Below are 17,898 nucleotides of genomic sequence, written 5' to 3' on the forward strand. Positions count from 1 at the left end.
ACCCGTTTTTTGAAGTTTTATTGCATAAAAAAAGAGCCCGAAGGCTCTTTTATCAGTTTTTTAACTTTTCTATTTTAATTCTTTAACACCCATATTGTAAAGTGTAAAGACTTGCATATCCACATTTTCTTGAATGGTCGCCGCTACAGATTTTCCAGCTCCATGACCCGCATTTACATCAATACGAATTAAAACGGGATTGTCTCCTGCTTGCTTATCTTGTAATTCTGCAGCAAATTTGAAACTGTGTGCAGGAACTACTCGGTCATCATGATCTCCAGTTGTTACCATGGTAGCTGGGTATTTTACACCTGCTTTTACATTATGAACTGGTGAATATCCTTTAATGTATTCAAACATTTCTTTGCTTTGTTCAGATGTTCCATAATCGTAAGCCCAACCTGCTCCAGCGGTAAATGTATGATAACGCAACATATCTAAAACACCAACCGCTGGTAACGCTACTTTTACTAAATCTGGGCGTTGTGTCATCACCGCACCCACTAATAAACCTCCATTTGAACCACCTTTTATTGCTAAATAATCTGAAGAAGTGTATTTTTCTTTAATTAAATATTCAGCAGCGGCAATGAAATCATCAAAAACGTTTTGTTTTTTCAATTGCGTTCCAGCATCGTGCCATTTTTTACCATATTCTCCACCACCACGTAAATTCGCAACAGCGTAAACTCCGCCGTTTTCTAACCAAACCGCATTTGCAATACTAAAAGCTGGAGTTAAACTCACATTAAATCCGCCGTAACCGTATAAAACAGTTGGGTTTTGTCCGTTTAATTTAGTTCCTTTTTTATACGTGATAATCATCGGAACTTTTGTGCCATCTTTTGAAGTATAAAACACTTGTTTTGATTCGTAATCAGCAGAATTAAAATCAACTTTTGGTTTTTGATAGATTGCTGATTTTCCTGTTTTTGGATCAAAAGTGTAGATGGTTCCTGGCGTTACATAATTCGTAAACGAAAAATATAAAGTAGTTTCTTTTTCTTTTCCACCAAAACCACCAGCGGTTCCAACACCTGGCAATTGAATATCACGAACTAATTTTCCGTTATAGTCATATTGTTTAATGAATGAAACGGCATCTTTCATATAACTTGCGAAAATATAACCGCTTCCTGTATTTGGCGACAATACATTTTCAGTTTCAGCGATGCAATCTTTCCAATTTTCTTTGGTTGGATTTGATAAATCAAAAGTCACCACGCGTTTGTTTGGTGCTTTGTAATTCGTTACCAAATAAATTTTAGAGCCTTTGTTGTCTAAAACATCATTATCGTTTTCGTAATTGTCAATTAACGTTACGATTTTAGCATCAGGTTTTGATAAATCTAAATAGTATAATTCGTTTCCAGAAGTTGAATTCGCTGCCGAAATAAATAGATATTTCTCATCTTCCGAAACGCCACCACCAACATATCTTCTTTTTACATCGCCACCAAAAACCAATTTATCTGTTTTTTGAGCCGTATTTAATTTGTGATAATACAATTTATGTTGGTCTGTTTTTGCCGATAATTCGCTTCCAACAGGTTTGTCGTAGCTTGAATAATAGAAACCTTCGTTTTTGTACCAAGAAACGCCACTGAATTTTACGTCTACAATTGTATCACCGATGATTTTCTTAGTTTTAGCTTCCATTACAATTACTTTTCTCCAATCGCTTCCACCTTCTGAAATAGAATAAGCAACTAAACTTCCGTCTTTGCTGAAATTTAATCCGCCTAATGAAGTTGTTCCATCTTTTGAGAATGTATTTGGATCTAAAAAGATTTCTTCTTTACCTGCTTTATCTTTTCGATATAAAACCGACTGATTTTGAAGCCCATTGTTTTTATAGTAATACGTAAAATCACCTTCTTTGAACGGAGCCGAAATTTTTTCGTAGTTCCATAATTTTTCCATTCTGGATTTAAGTTGACTTCTGTATGGAATTTGCTCTAAATAACCATAAGTCACCACATTTTGTGCTTTTACCCAAGCTTCCGTTTCTGCGCTTCGGTCGTCTTCTAGCCAACGATATGGATCGTTAATTTTTTCGCCAAAATACGTGTCAACGTGGTCGATTTTTTTTGTTTCAGGATAATTGATTTTTGTTTGTGCGTTCATAAAAAGTGTACAAACAATAGCCGATATTGTTATTGTTTTTTTCATAAAAATTTTATTGTTGAATAACAAAGATATTCAAAAGGGTTTTAAAGATTTGTTAAAAAACAAAAACGACTGAAATTTCAGCCGTTTTGTAACAAATTTGATTTGTTTTTAGTTTACTGCAACTGAAAAGCTAACAGCTGCATCCGTATTTCCACCAGCATTTGTGATGTCACCACCCGAAACTCCAGAAGCGGTTTTATTTGGTAAATGTCTCAAGGTTACAGTTAAAGTTCCAGTAGAGCCAGAAGTTCCAGTAATTAAAGTGAAGTTTAATCCTATTGGTCTTCCATTAGCATCTGTATCGGTGTAAGTTACGGTTCCAATAGATGATGGAAGTTGGTAAAAAACCTGATGATCAGCTCCTTCTTCTTCAACTTCCACTGTAATATCTTCAGCCGGACTTTCTAATTCATTTAAAAATGTTGTTGAACCTGTGTAAGTTGTTCCTGCTGTTAAATTTCCTGAAACTGTTATAACTGGTGCATTTGGTCCGTCACCATCTAAATCTCTTGAAGTTAAAGTAATAGTTTGTCCACCTCCAACAAGCGTTGTTGTTACAGTTGTGATAACTTCTTCCTCGTTAACAGGAGCATCATCGTTAGAACAAGAAGTTGAAAATATTACTGGAATTACTAATAGCGCGATAAGTTTTAAATTTTTCATGTTTTGATTTTTTAATAATTAAATTTTAATTGAATTTGAATGTTTCTACCCATTTCGTCTACAAAAAAGCGTTGACGATTTAGGTAATCTCGATACGTTGTGTTTCCAATGTTTTGTACACTGAAAGAAGTGGTTAAGCTGTTTTTTTTATTGATTTTAAACGTCATTTCACTGTAAAAATGCATTAAATGATAGCCTTTTGGTGGCGAACTAATATCAACCAAAACCGGTGTTAGTGCATCATTTACAATAATATTGGTTTCAAAATTGTAATTCGGGAATTGATTTTGTCTGAAAACCACTTCACTTTTTAATTCGCTAACGAAATTGAACCAAGATTCATTTTTATATTGAATTTTATTGTTGATGACAAACGGCGGCATATCGATTAAATACTCGTCAGTACTTAGATTTTGCCCGTTTACATAAGCCAATCCCAATTCGTGTGAAAAATGATTGGAAATACTCCATTTGGTATTGACATCGAAACCTGTCAACAAAGCTTCTGTTTGTTTGAATTCCCAAACTGGAAAAGCCCCGCGAATAGTAGTTTCAAAACCAATAGGTTGCAAATAAATGAAATTTGAAATTCGATTAATAAACGGATTAAGTTGCACTTGAAACGATTTCCAATCTTTCTTAAAAGTTGTGTTGAATTTATAGGCTTGCTCTTTTTCCAAGCGCAAATCACCTAATTCAATTTGACCAGTTGAATGATGTAATCCATCGCTAAATAATTCAGACGGATTTGGATTTCGAGAAGCCAAACTCACATTTATTAACCATTCCATTTCATGATGAAATTGCTTTCTAAACCCAATGTTTGCTGTAAAATTATGATAATCAAAAGTAGGTTTGGTTAACCATTGATTGCCTTCTTCGCCCACAATAAAATGTGAAAATTCGGCATCATAACCACGTTCTGTCCATCTTGATTTCAAATAATATTTTGTTGCTTCAATAGTCGAAAAATCATAACGAATTCCCGATTCTAAAGAAGTCGCATTATCAAATTTATAAACGGCAATTCCGTACAAGCCAGCATCCAATTTCTCATAACTCGGAATTAGTGGACGAACACCTGTTTTTGGATTCGCAAAGTTATTTTGGTAACCTAAATTCAAACCCAATTTCAATCGCCAATTTCCAACATTCGTTTTATAATCGGCTAAAAAAGTATGCGTTGCCAATTGTAAATCCAAAGCAGCTTTGTTAGTATTTTCGTCGTTTCTCCTAACGTCAAATTCTAAACGATTGTTGAATTGGAACGCATATTGAAAATCAATCGAAGTGTTTTCGCTAAGCCATCTTTGGTAATTCACTTTTGCTAAATGATGTTGCACTTCTTGTTTTGGAGCATTAATCGAGTAGGTGAAAGGTTCAATTACGCTCGGTTGTTGGTTGTTGATGGAATTGTACAAATCGTTTACATTTCCAATATGAGATGCTTTGATGATTCCAATTTGCGCATTGTAAAAACTGTACATCGCATTGAAATTATACTTTTCTTTGGTAAAACGAATGCCGCCCGAAAAATTTTGTTCGCGATTTCCAGAATTGGACAACACATAATCAGGTGTTTCTCTATCACCTAAATATTTGAAAGTTCCCAAAGCATTCCAACTCCAACCATAGCGATTTCCTTTTTGAAGACTTGAGCTCAAGCTTCCGCCCAATCCGTTAGAGGCTAAGTTGAGAATTGTTTTTCCAACCAAAGTGTCTTTTTTAATCACTTCAGGTTCGATGACAACAATTCCGCCAATAGCATCACCACCATATTGCAAAGCCGAAGCGCCTTTAATCACCGTGATTTTTCCAGCAGCATTAATATCGAAATTAGGCGCGTGTTCGGTTCCCCACTGTTGGTCTTCTAATCGAACATTATTATTGATAATTGGCACACGATTACTATGCAAACCATTAATTACTGGTTTAACAATAGTACTTCCGGTTTTTAAAATAGAAACTCCAGAAACTTCTTTCAAGGCTTCACCCAAGGTTTGATTGCTAAATTTTTCAATAGTAGCACTTTTCAAGACTTGTTCGTTACTACTTTCGCTTTTTGAATTCGAAAGTTGTTGGATGGTGATATCGTCTAATTTGGTAACATCTAATTTCAATTGACGATTGATAGTTAAATCGGTTGAAATTTCGATAGTTTCCTCAATAGCATAATAGCCTATAAACGAAATATAGAGTTTCTGTTTCCCTTTTGGAATGCCTGATAAAACATAAGTTCCGTTTACATCGGTTGAAGTAGTTTTATTGGCAATGTGTACGTGAGCATCTCTCAGTGGTAAGCCATTTTCATCCGAAATAACACCAGTAATCGTAACTTGAGTATATCCGAAAAAGCCAACCAAAAAGAAAAATAATATCGATAAGAATCGCATTTCTTTTAGTTTAAATGTAACAACAACGTATCATTATTTTTGGTAATGATATCGAAATATATTTTTAAACTAAAGCAGGCGGACCGCGAAGGTAAAACGAATTCCCTTCAAACGTAACACAAGATTCTTTACTGTTAAATTGATACGGAATTTCGTAAAAAGAAGGAATAAAGTCAAAGTGAAAAACTTCTGGAGAGAGAAAAGCCGCAAATTTGAAATCACAAATGGGACAGTCTTCACTTTCAGTAAACGTTTTTTCAGAAGTTTTAAAACTCAAATGATGCGAATCATCACAACATTCTGTTTTTAAATGGTGATCGTGCGAAAAAGTGTGAATAGATTGATAACTCACAGCAAATAATACTGCAAGCATCAAAAACAAATTCATATGTAATAATTTCTTTTTCACCATCACAAATATACTGCTTTTAGAACAAAGCCAAAAAACAAACCACGAATTAACGAATTTTTATGTTTTGATGACTTATTCGCTAGTTCGTGGTTGTTTGTTTTTTTGCCACGGATTTATAGATTCAAAAGGATTCAATCCGTGTTAATCTGTGTAATCTGTGGCTAAAATTTATACTAGATGATTTGCAACTAAATATTCCGCAATTTGAATCGTATTCGTTGCTGCTCCTTTTCTTAAGTTATCGGCAACAATCCACATGTTGATGGTGTTGGGTTGGCTTTCATCTCTTCGAATTCTACCTACAAAAACATCGTCTTTTCCTTGTGCGTAAATTGGCATTGGATAGGTAAACGATTCTAAATTATCCTGAACCGTTACACCAGGCGTGTTTTGTAAAATTTGACGCACTTCGTTCACATCAAAATCATTTTCAAACTGAATGTTTACCGCTTCACTATGTCCACCAACAACAGGAATACGAATGGCTGTTGCAGTAACGGCAATAGTTTTGTCGTTTAAGATTTTTTGCGTTTCGCGAACCAATTTCATCTCTTCTTTGGTGTAACCGTTTACTTCAAAACTATCACATTGTGGAATCGCATTTCGGTGAATAGGGTATTTATATGCCATTTCATCTTGAATGCCTGCATATTCATTTTCTAACTGACGAACCGCTTTTACACCTGTTCCTGTAATAGACTGATAAGTAGAAACTACAATACGTTTGATGTCATATTTAGCATGTAAAGGCGCTAAAGCCATTACCATTTGAATTGTAGAACAGTTTGGATTCGCAATAATTTTGTCTTCTTTAGTTAAAATCGAAGCATTGATTTCTGGAACGACTAATTTCTTAGTAGCATCCATTCGCCAAGCAGAAGAATTGTCGATTACGGTTGTTCCTACAGCGGCAAATTTTGGAGCCCATTCTAAAGAAGTTTCTCCACCTGCCGAAAACAAAGCAATCTCAGGTTTCATATCTACAGCGGTTTGTAAACCTACTACTTTATAGGTTTTACCTTTCCATTCGATTTCTTTCCCAACTGATTTTTCAGAAGCAACTGGAATTAACTCGGTTACAGGAAAATTACGTTCTGCTAATACTTGAAGCATTATTTCGCCTACCATACCGGTAGCGCCAACTACGGCTACTTTCATATGTTTTGATTTTATTTTTTAGCGGAAACATATGGAATCGCCTTTTTATTTATGGATGTTTGCTTACGCAAACGAGTTTTTTGTAGCGATTTCATTGTGTGTGTTATTTAATGATGCAAAAATATAGAATATTCAAACGACTTAGCAAATATTGATGAAATTATAACAAAAGTTTTGATTTGTAACAGGATTTTGAAAGATGATTTTATTCGAAAGATTTTAATCAATACATTTAATTATTTTATATTCATGCCAGTTTTTTCTTCTAAAAAATCACAAAATTCATCATCTAAAAATTTTACTCTAAAAGTGTAAACTTCATTTTTGTCTTTTACTTTAAACCTTAAATTTGCTCCTAATCCAGAATCCCAAAGTGATTTTATTTCAATTATTTCGCTATATTCTACTTCTATTTTTTTAAATAGCAAATAAAAATCTATTTCTATTGTATCTTCATACATAGTCAAATTCACAGCATTATATCGTTGCAGAAAAATTAAGATTGCTGATACACTTATAATAATCACAAAGAAATTTAAAGCAATTCCTTTTGTTAATAATACAAAAATAATTAAAAAGACACTTATTGTAAATGGAAAAAAAGTATCAGTTTTTTTAACTTTTCGTATCAATTTTATTTCTCTCATACTTCGATTATTATTTTATCAAATGCCTAAAACAAAACTAATCAATTTCTATCAAAAAAATACCACGCCAAAGGCGTGGTTTAGTTAGAATATATAATGTAGCGGTATCGACTATTTTTTCAATAAATCTCTAATTTGTGTAAGCAATTCCTCTTGAGATGGTCCTGCTGGTGCCGCTGGTGCTGCTTCTTCTTTTTTCTTCATGTTGTTGATTCCTTTTACCATGATAAAAATAACAAAAGCAATTACTAAGAAACTAATAACAGCTGCTAAAAATTTACCATATAAAATACCACCATCGGTTTTTAAGTCAGCTAAATTTTCAACTTGAGCTGCTTTTAAAGCTGGGTTTAATAAAGCTGGAGTTATTACATCTGAAACCAAAGAGTTTACAATTGCTCCAAATGAAGCTCCAATAATTACTCCAACAGCCAAGTCCATTGCATTACCTTTTGCAATAAAATCTTTAAATTCTGAAATCATTCCCATAGTTTTAATTTTAAGAGTTAGTTTTTGTTTTTAATTGTAACGAATTTACAAAAATTTTAACACAATGTTAATTTTTGTAAAAAATTCTTTTAACACGTTGCGAAATCCCAGTCAGTATTTCATAAGGAATCGTACCAATAACATTTGCCATTTCGGTTACTTTTGGGTTTTTCCCAAAAACAATCACTTCATCTCCCGTTTTACAAGAAATATTTGTAACATCAACCATCATCATGTCCATACAAATCGAACCTAAAATGGTGGCTTTTTGATTATTGATGGTAACAAAACCTTTTTCATTGCCCCATGCTCTTCTTATTCCATCAGCATAACCAATCGGAATCGTAGCAACTTTCATTTTTTGCGTTACTCGAAATCTTCGACTATAACCAATACTTTCTTCGGGTAAGACTTCTCTTATTTGGGAAATAATCGTTTTTAAAGTGCTCACATTTTCTAAACTTTGTAATTCTTGTTCCGAATTTCCAATACCATATAAACCAATGCCTAAACGCACCATTTCCATTTGCTTTTCAGCATAATTGAAAATCCCAGACGTGTTTAAAATATGGCGAATCGGTTTTGAAGGCAATACTTTTTCTAATTCGGAATACATCGCATCAAAACGTTGAAATTGTAATTTCGTGAAATCATCAAATTGCAAATCATCACTTGCTGATAAATGTGAAAACACGCTTTTCACTTTAACGAAATTGTTGTTTTTTAGTAAGGAACACAATTCGGAAATCAAATGCGGTTCAAATCCTAAACGATGCATACCTGTATCCAATTTAATATGAATCGGATAGTGGGAAATATTTTGGTGTTGTGCAATTTTTAAAAACGCTTGTAAACCTGTAATCGAATAAATTTCGGGTTCTAAGTTGTAGGCAATCATGGCTCTAAAACTACTGTTTTCGGGATTTAAAACCATAATTGGAGTCGTAATTCCTGCTTTTCGCAATTCGATGCCTTCATCGGCAAATGCTACGCCTAAATAATCAACTTTATGATGTTCGAGCAATTTTGCAATTTCGTAACCGCCATTTCCATAACCAAATGCTTTCACCATTACCATAATTTTAGTTTCTGGTTTTAGTTTGGATTTGTAGAAATTTAAGTTGTGACTGATTGCATCGAGATTAATTTCTAAAATGGTTTCGTGATTTTTCTCTTCCAATACAACCACAATTTCATGAAAATTAAAACCACGCGCACCTTTCACTAAGATGGTTTCGTTTTGAAATGATTGCGTGTTGAATTGCTGTAAAAATTCTTGCGTAGTGGCAAACGAAATCACATTCGGTAAATCGTTTAATTGTTTTCCGATGGTTTCGCCAATGGTAATAATACGCTCGATTTTATTTTTCGAAAGCAGTTGTTTTACTTGGTTGTAAAGCGTTTCAACAGCAATGCCACTCGTAAAAATATCAGATAAAATAATTGTTTTTTTATCGTGTAATTTTTGTTGTTCTAAGAAATCTAACGCAATTTTCAACGATTGATAATCTACTGAATAACTATCATCAATAACCAAACAATTGTTGATGCCTTTTTTAGCTTGAAGTCTTAATTCGACTGGGTATAAATCGGCAACTCGGTTTTGTATAAAAGCAATTTCTTCGTCCAAAAACAGCATGAAATTCACGCAAGTAATTACGTTTTCAATCGAATTTTCATCGGAAAATGGAATTGTTACAGTAAAAGTACTGGTTGCGTTTTTGAAAGTTAATTCGGTTTTGCTATTTTCATTTTTCTTCGAAACGAAAAGATTAGCATTTTCATCTGAAAAACTCCATGTATGTTTTTGACTGTTTTCTGGAAGTAAAGCTTCAATTTCAGCATTCTTTTCCAAGAAAATATTAGAACAATTTTTAAAAAGTTTGATTTTCTCTTTGATTTTGGCTTCACGATTCGCAAAACCTTCATCATGAACAGAACCAATATTTGTTAAAATCCCATATTTCGGTTGAATTATCTGTTCTAAATTCGACATTTCATTCGGTAACGAAATTCCGGCTTCAAAAATTCCGAAATCATAATTGCCTTCAATGGCTAAAATCGATAAGGGAACTCCGACTTGCGAATTATAACTTTTCGGATTTCGAACAATCAAATGATTCGGACTCAATAAGAAATTCAGCCATTCTTTTACGATGGTTTTTCCGTTGCTTCCGGTAATTCCCACAAATGGAAAATAGAATTGTTTTCGATAGCCAATCGCAGTTTGTTGTAACGCTTTTAACGAATTTTCAACGATAATGAAATTCGCTTTTTCGTATAAATGTTCTGGAATATATTCGACCACAAAATAGCGAACGCCTTTTGCAATCAACTCTTCCAAATACAAATGCGCATCGTGATTTTGACCTTTGATGGCGAAAAACAAGGTGTTATTTCCATTTTGCAACGAACGGCTATCAATCGAAATGTGACTTGCCATAAACTCAGTCGAATTTCCGTGAAAAACGCCTTTACAAAACGAAATAATATGAGTAAGGTTGAGATTCAATTTATTGATTATCGTCTTTTTGCTTGTTTACAATTTCAACATCTTTCACTTCCATGTTTTCTCGTATAGCTTTAAAATAAGCAGCACGACTTAATGGTTCGTATTCTTCGGTTTCGCCAAGCATTACCAGTCTTTTATCATCCGATTTTCTAAAACTATAATGAGCTAAATTTCCAGTGCGTGTACAAACCGCATGTACTTTTGTAACATATTCGGCAGTAGCCATAAGCGCAGGCATTGGTCCGAAAGGATTTCCTTTAAAATCCATATCTAATCCCGCAACGATAACTCGGATTCCTGAATTGGCTAAATCATTACAAACGGCAACAATTTCTTCGTCGAAAAATTGGGCTTCGTCAATACCTACCACATCGCAACCTTGTGCCAAAATTCGAATATTTTCGGCAACAGGAACTGGCGTAGAACGAATTTCATTGGCGTCGTGCGAAACTACCATTTCGTCGTGATATCTTGTATCGACAGCCGGTTTAAAGATTTCCACTTTTTGTTTGGCAAACTGGGCGCGTTTTAAGCGGCGAATCAATTCTTCGGTTTTACCCGAAAACATGGAGCCACAAATTACTTCAATCCAGCCAAATTGTTCTTGTTGATTTACGGTATTTTCGAGAAACATTTTGTATCTTTCGTACGTTAAAAATTATTTTCTGCTACATTTGTAAGCAAAACAAAAATATTAAAAAACTATCGATATATTCAATTCCATCTAATAAAGTTATGAAGAAAAGAGTAACCGCTGAATTAATCAGTATTGCACACCGAATTTTAAAGTTAAAAAACCATTCAGAAACGGTTCAATTACAGCAAGAAGCTAAAAACTTGTACGATCAATTAACGATTTTGCGTTTTTATGAAGAAAATTTCGAATTGGTAAAAAACGAAATTTCGGAAGAAGTTTTAGAAGTAAAATTAGAAGGAAAACCAACCGAAGTTTTTGATGCACCAATTCAGGATAAAGTTGTTGAAACTCCGGAAGAAGTAAAAGTAGAAGTTGCTCCAGAAGAGGAAGAAACTCCTGCCGAATCAATTGCGGAAGAAAGAGTCGTAATCGCAGAATTAATTGTGGAAGATGATGAAGAAGAGGAAGAAGTTTTGATGACTCCAATAGAAGAAGAACCAATTGAGGAAGAAATAATCGAAGAAGAACCAGTTGCTGATTCCGAAGTTTCGGAACCAAAAGCAGAAGAACCAGCGAAACAAATTTCGTTTGAAGATTTATTGGTGCACGATTACAAAGAATTAGATTTTGTAAAAGTAGAAGATGTTCCTGCTGAGGTAGAAAAAGTATCAGAAACTATTTTTGAAGCCGTAACTCCAGTTGAAGAAGTTAAGGAAGAAATCCAACCAGAAACTGTAGTGGCTGAAACTCCAAAAGTATTGGAAGAAGAAGTAAAAGCAACTTTCGAAAAAGTAAGTCAAGAACCAAAAATAAGCTCATTAAACGACAGATTAAACAAAACGATTTCTTTTGGTTTGAACGATAGAATCGGATTTGAGAAGAAATTATTTGGCGGAAGTTCGGATGATTTCAACCGTGTGATTTCGCAATTGAATACGTTTGATAGTTTTGAAGAAGCAAAATCTTTTGTTTTGGATTTCGTAAAACCGGATTATAACAATTGGGAAGGCAACGAAGAATTTGAAGCGCGTTTCATGGAAATTGTTGAGAAAAAGTTTAGTTAATTACACAGAGATTCACAGAGTTTTTTTGGATTAGATTCTTTTTTAGTGAGAAACACAGAGCGTTTTAGTTCGTACAATCTTTTATGAACTTTTCATTTTCTGCAACTCACTTCAAACAACTTATATGACTTATATGTTTTTAAAATTTGTGCTAATTCGTGAAATCTGTGTTTATAAATAGTTTTAAATGAGTAAATTATATATTGTTCCAACGCCAATTGGCAATTTAGAAGACATGACTTTTCGTGCCATTAGAGTACTGAAAGAAGTCGATTTAATTTTAGCAGAAGACACGCGAACCAGCGGAAAATTGCTAAAACACTTCGAAATTGCTACGCACATGCACAGCCACCACATGCACAACGAACACAAAACCGTTGAAAATTTGGTAAAGCGTTTACAAGCAGGCGAAACCATTGCTTTAATTAGCGATGCGGGAACTCCAGCCATTTCCGATCCAGGATTTTTGCTTACACGCGCATGTGTGGAAAACGGAATTGCCGTGGAATGTTTGCCTGGAGCAACTGCTTTTGTGCCAGCATTGGTGAACAGTGGTTTGCCGAATGATAAATTTGTTTTCGAAGGCTTTTTACCTGATAAAAAAGGAAGACAAACCCGATTTTTAGCCTTACAAGAAGAATATCGCACGATGATTTTCTATGTATCGCCACACAAATTAAACAAAACCTTAGCCGAATTTGCACAATATTTCGGAGCCGACAGACCTGTTTCAGTATCTCGAGAATTATCCAAATTACACGAAGAAACCGTAAGAGGAACCGCCGAAGAAGTTCTAAAACACTTTGAAGCGAAACCCGCTAAAGGAGAGATTGTGGTTTGTGTTGGTGGGAAAAGTTTGAAGTGATTACATAAGAATGGTGTCAATTTCGTTGATTAAATCTCTTATTTTGCATGCTTCCTCATAATTTTCATCTTCAACTGCTGAGTTAAGTAAAATAATCAATTCTGTTTTATCAGTTGGTATTTTATGAATTAATAAAGTCAGTTTTGTGCCAGATTCATAATCGGATAAATCAGTTATTTTGATTTCATTGCTTGGATACTTTTTATTTCCTATTTCTTTTGTGTTAAGTCTGTAAATTTTGTTAGATTCTGAAATATATAAATACCAGTCTAAAGAATCATTGCCAAATGAATTTAGAAAATTTTTACAGTCATTACAGTTTGTAGAATGTGTTATTAAATTGAATTCTTTCATTTCAATTATAATATAAGGAATATCCTCGTATATTCTTGGTGTGAATTGTATCCAAGAAGCTTTTTCATCAATTAATATTTCTGAATTTTGTTTTTTGTTGAAAATTTTGATCATGTTTAATATTTTATGAGATTATATTATTAAAACTAAATCACTACTATTTTTGTTACAAGATTTTTAAAGTTTTTTTATTTAAATGATTAAAGCTTAACTTTGAATTTTAAAATATTATGGAAACACACAACATAACCACCACCTGGAAAGGTAACATGCAATTTGAGTCCACGAACCCAAGTGGCGATATTATTTCAATTGATGCTGGTCCTGAAAATGGAGGCGAAGGAAAAGGCTTGCGTCCAAAAGTGTTGATGTTATCAGCTTTGGCGGGTTGCACAGGTTTAGACGTAGCTTCTTTAATCGAAAAAATGAAGTTAGAAGTAGCCGATTTCAAAATAGAAACTTCAGGTGAACTAACCGAAGAACATCCAAAAACCTATCACACAGTAAAAGTAGATTACCATTTTTACGGCAACAATTTAGACGAGAAAAAGCTAGAAAAAGCAGTGAATTTATCCGTAGAAAAATATTGTGGTGTGATGGAAATGTTCCGTCAATTTGCAAAAGTTGAGGTGAAAATATTTTATCATAACAAGTAAAATTAAACCTGACAGGTTTCGAAAACCCGTCAGGTTTAAAAAATATTTATACCTTTGTGATTCAATTATATAAGCCAAAATAAAATAATTCATAATTTTTAATTCGTAATTAAACTATGCGTTGGAATCTAAAATCTAAGCCAAATCCAGAAAAAGTACAAGCCATTCAGAGCGCCCTTCAAGTCGATGAAATCATCGCAAAATTATTAGTTCAGCGAGGTGTTGAAACCTTCGAACAAGCCAAAACCTTTTTCCGTCCCACTTTAGCTGATTTGCACAATCCGTATCTGATGAAAGATATGGATAAAGCCGTGGCGCGAATTGAAAAAGCCATTGCTAACAACGAAAATATTTTAATTTTTGGTGATTATGATGTCGATGGAACAACCGCTGTTTCCTTAGTTTCGAGTTATTTACGTAGTTTTTATCCGAATGTTGCGACGTATATTCCTGATAGATATGCAGAAGGTTACGGCATTTCATACATGGGAATTGATTATGCAGAAGACAACGATATTTCCTTAATTATTGCGTTGGATTGTGGTATCAAATCGATTGATCACGTAAATTATGCCAAAGCAAAAAATATCGATTTCATTATTTGCGACCATCACCGACCGGGCGATATTTTGCCAGATGCGGTTGCGGTTTTAGATCCAAAACGAGAAGATTGTTCGTATCCGTATGATGAATTGTGTGGTTGTGGTGTTGGATTTAAATTGATTCAGGCTTTAGCCGAAAACAGAAACCAAACAATTGATGATTTGGTGTTGTATTTAGATTTAGTAGCAACAGCAATTGCAGCAGATATTGTTCCGATTACGGGTGAAAATAGAGTATTGGCAAAATTTGGTTTGGAAGTGATTAATTCGAATCCACGACCAGGAATTAAGGCTTTGATTCAAAATGTAAAGAAAAAAGTCTTGACGATTACTGATGTCGTTTTCATCGTCGCACCAAGAATCAACGCAGCAGGAAGAATCAAACACGGAAACGAAGCAGTTGCTTTATTAACCGAATACGATTTAGATCAAGCGGAGCAATTTGCCTCCGAAATCGAGCAACATAATTCAGACAGAAAAGAATTAGACAAACAAATTACCAAAGAAGCCTTACTTCAAATCGAAGAAAATAACGAGCAAAACCGATTTTCAACCGTTGTGTACCAAGAAAATTGGCACAAAGGTGTTATCGGAATTGTCGCTTCAAGACTTGTAGAGAATTATTATCGCCCAACGATCGTTTTTACGAAAAGTGGTGAAAAATTAGCAGCTTCAGCACGTTCTGTAAAAGATTTTGACGTTTATAATGCGTTGGAAGCTTGTGCGGAACATTTGGAGCAATTCGGCGGCCACATGTATGCAGCTGGAATGACACTTTTGGAAGAAAACTACGAAAATTTCAAAAATGCCTTCGAAAAAGTCGTTCAAGAAACCATTCATCCCGATTTGTTGACTCCAGAAATTTCTTACGATGCCGAAATCGAATTATCCGAAATTAATCCGAAGTTGATGCGTTTATTGAAGCAATTTGAACCATTCGGACCTGAAAATATGACACCTTTATTTTTAGCGAAAGAATTAATCGATTCAGGTTATGCTAAGACTTTAGGTTCCGATAATGAACATTTGAAGGCATTTGTAAAACAAGGAAATTCGGAATCTTTTGGTGCGATTGGTTTTGGATTAGGTAATAAATTAGACTTGGTTACCAAAAAAAATAAATTTGATGCAATTTTCTCCTTAGAAGAAAATGAATGGAAAGATACTGTAACTTTGCAACTGCAATTACGCGATATCAATGCTTCAAATGGTTAAAAAAGATCCATTTTCATCTTTACGAATACCCGAATTTCGCTGGTTTTTAGCCATGCGATTGTTTATTGTATTGGCTTGGTCGATGCAATTTGTATTGATTGAGTGGGAAGTGTATCGTATCACAAAAGACCCATTGTCATTAGGATTAATTGGTTTGATGGAAATAATTCCTGCAATTAGTATGGCATTGTTTGCCGGACACATTGTGGATCAAAACGAGAAAAAAGGTTTATTAATCAAATGTTTTTCAGGATTAGCAACAATTAGCGCTTTGTTATGTCTTTTAGTTCATCCAAATTTTATTGATTCCTTTTCCAAAAGCACGATTCTTTACGGAATTTACACTTTAGTTTTTGTAGGCGGCATCATTCGTGCCTTTCTAATTCCGTCTGTTTTTAGTTTATTAGGATTGATTATTCCTAAAAAAGAACAACCTAATGCAGCGACATGGAGCAGTTCTACTTGGCAAGTTGCAGCTGTAATTGGACCTGCTTTGGCGGGATTTGCTATTGGTTGGGTGGGTGCATTTTGGTCATTAGTTTTTGTGGTTTTTTGTGTGATTATGGCTTTAATCGTGCTAACACAAATTGAAAGAAAGCCGATTTTAAATCCAAAAATTGGCGAACCTATTTTTAAGAGTTTGAAAGAAGGTTTGTCTTTTGTGTTTCAAAATAAAACCATCTTAAATGCGATTTCGCTTGATATGTTCGCAGTTTTATTCGGAGGAGCTGTTGCTTTATTACCCATTTTTGCTCAAGATATTTTAAAAGTGGGTTCGGAAGGATTTGGAATTTTAAGAGCAGCGCCAGCTATTGGTGGATTAATAACAATGTTAGTGGCTACATCCATTCCGTTACATCAAAAAGCAGGTAAAAAGTTATTGTTAGCTGTTTTCGGATTTGGAATTTGTATTATTGTTTTTGGATTATCAACTAACTTTTGGTTATCTGTAGTAGCTTTGTTTTTAAGTGGAGTTACCGATGGAATTTCAGTAGTAATTCGACAAACCATTCTTCAAATTTACACACCTGATCATATGCGAGGACGCGTGTCTTCTGTAAATTCTGTTTTCGTGGGTTCGTCTAATGAACTAGGTGCTTTTGAAAGTGGCTTGGCTTCCAAAATCATGGGAGTTGTTCCAGCTGTGGTCTTTGGCGGCATGATGACTTTAGGAATTGTGGGCGTTACTGCCGTTGCATCACCAAAATTCAGAGAACTGGATATCGAAAAAGATTTGGAAACAATTTAGTTTTTGAATTCTTTTAATTCCAATTTTTCTCCGTCAAAGACACCGTAAGTGAAATAACCAATCCAATCGCCTAAATTCACATATTTTGAGTTTTCAGTCAATTCAATTTCTAATGGTAAATGACGATGACCAAAAACGAAGAAATTATATTTTTTAGTTTCTAACTTTCGTTTACAATATTGTACCAACCATTCGTTTTCTTCACCTAAATATTTTACATCTTCTGCTCCCGAAATCAATTTGTTTTTTACTGATAAATATTGGGCTAATTTCACACCAATATCAGGATGTAACCAACGAAATAACCATTTTGAAAACGGATTAGTAAAGACTTTTTTCATTCGTTTGTAACCCATGTCGCCTGGACCTTTTCCATCACCATGGCCAATTAAGAATGTTTTACCATTAAAAGTAAATTCTTGATTGTCGTGATAAACAGGAATGTTTAACTCTTTTTGGAAATAATCGCCCATCCATAAGTCGTGATTTCCTACAAAAAAATAGATTGGAATGCCAGAATCTTTAATTTCAGCTAATTTTCCTAAAACTCTTACAAAACCTTTTGGAACAACGGTTTTATATTCGAACCAAAAGTCGAATAAATCACCAAGTAAAAAAATCGCATCAGCATCTTTCTTTATTTCATCTAACCAAGCGACAAATTTTTGCTCTCTTTGAAAACTTAACTCAGTTGTTGGTGCTCCAAAATGTTGGTCTGATGCGAAATAGATTTTTGAATTTGATTTCAAGTTGTTGTTTTTATATTGTTTTTACAAAAATACGTAAAATATGCCGTGTTAAAAAACACAT

At 34.1% G+C, this 17,898-nt stretch carries 16 protein-coding genes; 5 read left to right on the plus strand and 11 right to left on the minus strand.

Annotated features, from left to right (window positions below):
* Window positions 1–69 precede the first annotated feature (69 nt).
* The 9 genes from M9Q43_RS11730 to M9Q43_RS11770 all read right to left on the minus strand — a co-directional run bounded on the left by M9Q43_RS11730 (window position 70) and on the right by M9Q43_RS11770 (window position 11,080).
* Window positions 70–2,172, minus strand: coding sequence for a prolyl oligopeptidase family serine peptidase (locus M9Q43_RS11730; RefSeq protein WP_262319080.1), 2,103 nt, complete (start codon window positions 2,170–2,172; stop codon window positions 70–72).
* A 108-nt stretch (window positions 2,173–2,280) separates the two neighbouring features.
* Window positions 2,281–2,835: a type 1 periplasmic binding fold superfamily protein gene (locus tag M9Q43_RS11735; protein ID WP_262319081.1), complete on the minus strand. Its 555-nt coding sequence runs from the start codon at window positions 2,833–2,835 to the stop codon at window positions 2,281–2,283.
* Window positions 2,836–2,846: 11 nt separating this feature from the next.
* The gene (locus M9Q43_RS11740) at window positions 2,847–5,228 is read right to left on the minus strand and encodes a TonB-dependent receptor (RefSeq protein WP_262319082.1); all 2,382 of its coding nucleotides are present in this window, start codon (window positions 5,226–5,228) and stop codon (window positions 2,847–2,849) included.
* Window positions 5,229–5,292: 64 nt separating this feature from the next.
* Window positions 5,293–5,601, minus strand: coding sequence for a hypothetical protein (locus M9Q43_RS11745; RefSeq protein ID WP_262319083.1), 309 nt, complete (start codon window positions 5,599–5,601; stop codon window positions 5,293–5,295).
* Between the two features lie 207 nt (window positions 5,602–5,808).
* Window positions 5,809–6,798, minus strand: a complete 990-nt coding sequence (locus M9Q43_RS11750; protein ID WP_262319084.1) for an aspartate-semialdehyde dehydrogenase — start codon at window positions 6,796–6,798, stop codon at window positions 5,809–5,811.
* Window positions 6,799–7,034: 236 nt separating this feature from the next.
* Window positions 7,035–7,445, minus strand: coding sequence for a hypothetical protein (locus M9Q43_RS11755; RefSeq protein WP_262319085.1), 411 nt, complete (start codon window positions 7,443–7,445; stop codon window positions 7,035–7,037).
* 111 nt (window positions 7,446–7,556) lie between these two features.
* The gene (gene mscL / locus M9Q43_RS11760) at window positions 7,557–7,934 is read right to left on the minus strand and encodes a large conductance mechanosensitive channel protein MscL (protein WP_262319086.1); all 378 of its coding nucleotides are present in this window, start codon (window positions 7,932–7,934) and stop codon (window positions 7,557–7,559) included.
* Between the two features lie 67 nt (window positions 7,935–8,001).
* The gene (locus tag M9Q43_RS11765; RefSeq protein ID WP_262319087.1) at window positions 8,002–10,446 is read right to left on the minus strand and encodes a bifunctional UDP-N-acetylmuramoyl-tripeptide:D-alanyl-D-alanine ligase/alanine racemase; all 2,445 of its coding nucleotides are present in this window, start codon (window positions 10,444–10,446) and stop codon (window positions 8,002–8,004) included.
* Between the two features lies 1 nt (window position 10,447).
* The gene (locus M9Q43_RS11770; protein ID WP_262319088.1) at window positions 10,448–11,080 is read right to left on the minus strand and encodes a thymidine kinase; all 633 of its coding nucleotides are present in this window, start codon (window positions 11,078–11,080) and stop codon (window positions 10,448–10,450) included.
* 101 nt (window positions 11,081–11,181) lie between these two features.
* Here M9Q43_RS11770 and M9Q43_RS11775 point away from each other — a divergent pair, with 101 nt between their 5' ends.
* Window positions 11,182–12,147 carry a hypothetical protein gene (locus tag M9Q43_RS11775; protein WP_262319089.1) on the plus strand — a complete coding sequence of 322 codons (966 nt, stop codon included), beginning with the start codon at window positions 11,182–11,184 and terminating at the stop codon, window positions 12,145–12,147.
* 187 nt (window positions 12,148–12,334) lie between these two features.
* Window positions 12,335–13,012: a 16S rRNA (cytidine(1402)-2'-O)-methyltransferase gene (rsmI, locus tag M9Q43_RS11780; protein ID WP_262319090.1), complete on the plus strand. Its 678-nt coding sequence runs from the start codon at window positions 12,335–12,337 to the stop codon at window positions 13,010–13,012.
* Here the strand turns inward: rsmI and M9Q43_RS11785 are convergent, their stop codons facing one another.
* A complete protein-coding gene (locus tag M9Q43_RS11785) occupies window positions 13,013–13,480 on the minus strand; it encodes a UvrB/UvrC motif-containing protein (RefSeq protein WP_262319091.1) in 468 nt (155 codons plus the stop codon).
* Between the two features lie 116 nt (window positions 13,481–13,596).
* On the opposite strand from M9Q43_RS11785, the gene M9Q43_RS11790 reads away from it, so the two are divergent.
* The 3 genes from M9Q43_RS11790 to M9Q43_RS11800 all read left to right on the plus strand — a co-directional run bounded on the left by M9Q43_RS11790 (window position 13,597) and on the right by M9Q43_RS11800 (window position 17,088).
* The gene (locus M9Q43_RS11790; protein ID WP_262319092.1) at window positions 13,597–14,022 is read left to right on the plus strand and encodes an OsmC family protein; all 426 of its coding nucleotides are present in this window, start codon (window positions 13,597–13,599) and stop codon (window positions 14,020–14,022) included.
* 116 nt (window positions 14,023–14,138) lie between these two features.
* On the plus strand, window positions 14,139–15,839 hold the full coding sequence (recJ, locus tag M9Q43_RS11795) for a single-stranded-DNA-specific exonuclease RecJ (protein WP_262319093.1): 1,701 nt from the start codon (window positions 14,139–14,141) through the stop codon (window positions 15,837–15,839).
* Window positions 15,832–17,088, plus strand: coding sequence for an MFS transporter (locus tag M9Q43_RS11800; protein ID WP_262319094.1), 1,257 nt, complete (start codon window positions 15,832–15,834; stop codon window positions 17,086–17,088). Before recJ ends, M9Q43_RS11800 begins: the two co-directional genes overlap by 8 nt.
* Here the strand turns inward: M9Q43_RS11800 and M9Q43_RS11805 are convergent.
* Entirely contained in the window at window positions 17,085–17,837 is a 753-nt protein-coding gene (locus M9Q43_RS11805; RefSeq protein WP_262319095.1) for a UDP-2,3-diacylglucosamine diphosphatase, read from the minus strand. The two genes, M9Q43_RS11800 and M9Q43_RS11805, sit on opposite strands and share 4 nt — an antisense overlap.
* Window positions 17,838–17,898: the final 61 nt, after the last annotated feature.

It is taken from the genome of Flavobacterium odoriferum, assembly GCF_025499515.1.
Lineage (GTDB): Bacteria > Bacteroidota > Bacteroidia > Flavobacteriales > Flavobacteriaceae > Flavobacterium > Flavobacterium odoriferum.

Excerpts from the sequence above, each read along its gene's own strand:
- M9Q43_RS11750 (WP_262319084.1), bottom strand. The coding sequence starts at position 6,798 with ATGAAAGTAGCCGTAGTTGGCGCTACCGGTATGGTAGGCGAAATAATG.
- rsmI (WP_262319090.1), top strand. The coding sequence starts at position 12,335 with ATGAGTAAATTATATATTGTTCCAACGCCAATTGGCAATTTAGAAGAC.
- M9Q43_RS11730 (WP_262319080.1), bottom strand. The coding sequence starts at position 2,172 with ATGAAAAAAACAATAACAATATCGGCTATTGTTTGTACACTTTTTATG.
- M9Q43_RS11775 (WP_262319089.1), top strand. The coding sequence starts at position 11,182 with ATGAAGAAAAGAGTAACCGCTGAATTAATCAGTATTGCACACCGAATT.
- mscL (WP_262319086.1), bottom strand. The coding sequence starts at position 7,934 with ATGGGAATGATTTCAGAATTTAAAGATTTTATTGCAAAAGGTAATGCA.
- M9Q43_RS11745 (WP_262319083.1), bottom strand. The coding sequence starts at position 5,601 with ATGCTTGCAGTATTATTTGCTGTGAGTTATCAATCTATTCACACTTTT.
- M9Q43_RS11800 (WP_262319094.1), top strand. The coding sequence starts at position 15,832 with ATGGTTAAAAAAGATCCATTTTCATCTTTACGAATACCCGAATTTCGC.
- M9Q43_RS11735 (WP_262319081.1), bottom strand. The coding sequence starts at position 2,835 with ATGAAAAATTTAAAACTTATCGCGCTATTAGTAATTCCAGTAATATTT.
- M9Q43_RS11790 (WP_262319092.1), top strand. The coding sequence starts at position 13,597 with ATGGAAACACACAACATAACCACCACCTGGAAAGGTAACATGCAATTT.
- M9Q43_RS11755 (WP_262319085.1), bottom strand. The coding sequence starts at position 7,445 with ATGAGAGAAATAAAATTGATACGAAAAGTTAAAAAAACTGATACTTTT.
- M9Q43_RS11740 (WP_262319082.1), bottom strand. The coding sequence starts at position 5,228 with ATGCGATTCTTATCGATATTATTTTTCTTTTTGGTTGGCTTTTTCGGA.
- M9Q43_RS11785 (WP_262319091.1), bottom strand. The coding sequence starts at position 13,480 with ATGATCAAAATTTTCAACAAAAAACAAAATTCAGAAATATTAATTGAT.
- M9Q43_RS11770 (WP_262319088.1), bottom strand. The coding sequence starts at position 11,080 with ATGTTTCTCGAAAATACCGTAAATCAACAAGAACAATTTGGCTGGATT.
- recJ (WP_262319093.1), top strand. The coding sequence starts at position 14,139 with ATGCGTTGGAATCTAAAATCTAAGCCAAATCCAGAAAAAGTACAAGCC.